The sequence below is a fragment of the Serratia sp. 506_PEND genome, assembly GCF_001076875.1.
In the GTDB taxonomy this organism is placed as follows: Bacteria; Pseudomonadota; Gammaproteobacteria; order Enterobacterales; family Enterobacteriaceae; genus Serratia; species Serratia marcescens.
Window position 1 is genome coordinate 1 of record NZ_JVEL01000346.1, and the last position, 2,107, is coordinate 2,107.

At 53.5% G+C, this 2,107-nt stretch carries 3 protein-coding genes; all 3 read left to right on the plus strand.

Features of this window, described 5'->3' with window-relative positions; all coding sequences use genetic code 11:
• The coding region (locus ADK28_RS30025) for a complement resistance protein TraT (RefSeq protein WP_239686234.1) at nt 1–353 on the plus strand (353 nt) is incomplete at its 5' end.
• A 328-nt stretch (nt 354–681) separates the two neighbouring features.
• Nucleotides 682–1,407: a WYL domain-containing protein gene (locus tag ADK28_RS11035; protein ID WP_048795676.1), complete on the plus strand. Its 726-nt coding sequence runs from the start codon at nt 682–684 to the stop codon at nt 1,405–1,407.
• Nucleotides 1,404–1,910, plus strand: a complete 507-nt coding sequence (locus ADK28_RS32965; protein WP_239686235.1) for a hypothetical protein — start codon at nt 1,404–1,406, stop codon at nt 1,908–1,910. The genes ADK28_RS11035 and ADK28_RS32965 overlap by 4 nt, the downstream gene beginning before the upstream one ends.
• Nucleotides 1,911–2,107: the final 197 nt, after the last annotated feature.

A 2,107-nucleotide genomic window follows, 5' to 3' on the forward strand; every position in this document is an offset into this window, starting at 1 on the left:
CACGGCCCGCCTGTTTATTCAGGCGGCTTTTATTGCCAGTAACAAGGGAGAACAAAATGAATTGTCCGAATTGCGGTTCGCAACACATACAACTGCGTCATGTGGGTAAAAAAACGGGTGGGGTGATTGGCGCAACGGCCGGAGGCCTTGCCGGGCTTGAAGGTGCATCCGCCGGTGCGCTGATAGGTTCAGTCATTCCGGTTGTCGGTACGATAGCCGGAGGGCTCATTGGGTTTCTGTCCGGCGCCTGTGCTGGCGCAGTAGCGGGAGCAGTAGCCGGTGAGAGGCTGGACGGGACGGTATTTGATGAATACTGCTGCACACAGTGTGAGCAGACCTTCAATATGACGTAACACTCAGCGGCTCCAGTAAACGGTATGGGGTACAACCGTATCCCGGAAGACACCGTCGACGATAACGTGAATGCCACGGCGTCTCTGTGATACGGTTTTTTTATCCCCTCAGCCCTTCGCACCAATGACAGGATGTGTCGTAAAAAACATCACTCACCTTCCCTTAATACTCTCATACCCTTTTACTTACAGCCACTTAACTAAAACTGGTTGTTGTCATAATTTTTACGTCATCCACCATAAAGGGACGACATAACGTGGCGAACCGGTACGGCATAATTTTCCACCATCAACAGGAGCATACGGAGAGCCGGAGGCTGATTTCAGAATGAAAGAACAACACGATCGTTATGACCGCCTGGCCGTCAGGCTGTCTGTCATCATCAGTCGGCTACTGGCGGGCCATGCCCTGGTACTGAAAACACTGGCTGATGAATTTGCTGTCTCAGAACGCACGCTGCAACGGGATTTCCAGCAGCGCCTGCTCCATCTGGGTATTGAGCATTCCGGCGGAGCCTACCGCCTTGCCCGACGCCCTCTCCGGCCCCATTCGCCGGATACATCCTCCTTTATCCACAATACGGGAATTTCAGGGATCATCCCCATCCAGAACAGAAAGCTCATTCGGCTGCTCACCAGCACGTCGGGGATATCGCCCTGTCTTATCGGGCATGGCGGCTTACCGTCGGCAGTCACACAGTCAGCGTCATTTTTACTGCTGGCAGAAGCCATTCGCGATCACCACACCGTCACGCTGCAGGTTAACGGACGCACTCATGAAACCGTAGCACCACACCGTCTGATCTTCCAGAGCAAAAGCTGGTTTCTGGTCACCACTCGCACCAGAACACTCCAGGTTTTCAGGATGGAAGAAATTAATGCCGTCACTGTCCTGGAAACCTCCTTTCGCAACAAGCCTGAGCTTGATGCCCTGACGGCCAGCGAAGAGTTTATCTCCGCGCTGCCTCACTTTCGCTTCATCAGTAACGTTATTCATTCCTTCCGGGGAGTGTTCCCGGAAGCCACCTCTGGACTAAAAGGAGCCCGGCTATGAAACACCCCACAGCCCTGCTGTTATTAAGCATCGGACTGACGCTGGCATCGCTGCCGAACGCGAATGCCGGTACGCCCGATGCCTTTCGCGACGCGCATTATCAGCGCTGCGCAAAGCCCGTCTTTTATGCACAGACCCTGAATCACAAAAAGGAGGTCGAAATCTGCATCGTTACCCCGTCGGTATCGTATTCATTCGGTAAGACTGGCGCTGAGCATAAGGAGATGGATATTACCGTTCCGGCTCAGGCGACGGGCTACGCGTACCAGAGCAACCAGGTTATCAACCTGCAGGAATTTAGCGTCCGCAACGGGGATACCACCTACGAGGTCTCTACCGGTTCGGATGATGACGGCAAACCTTTTGCCGCGCTCGATGTGTATCGGGGCAACCCCGATACCGGAAAGCATCTGGCGACCATTTCGCTTGACCCGGATACAGTGGTTAACGACATCAGCCACGGATTGCAGGATGAAGGCATCCCCCAACAGGATGGCCTTTAACCCGTTTTATCAAACTCAACCCTCTGTTTATTCAAGGATATAGCAATGAACATTTCCCTTGCTGGCGGTTCACTCCGTTCGGCACGTTATTTTTCCGCGATCTGCCTGATGTTATCGACAGTGGTACTCAGTGGCTGCGGTGATGCGAAATCCAAAGCCGAAAGCGAGTTTATCCGGGGCTGTAAATCCGGTGGTGG

What these genes read in the sequence shown, in the direction of transcription:
- ADK28_RS11035 (WP_048795676.1), top strand. Translation starts at nt 682, where the DNA reads ATGAAAGAACAACACGATCGTTATGACCGCCTGGCCGTCAGGCTGTCT.
- ADK28_RS32965 (WP_239686235.1), top strand. Translation starts at nt 1,404, where the DNA reads ATGAAACACCCCACAGCCCTGCTGTTATTAAGCATCGGACTGACGCTG.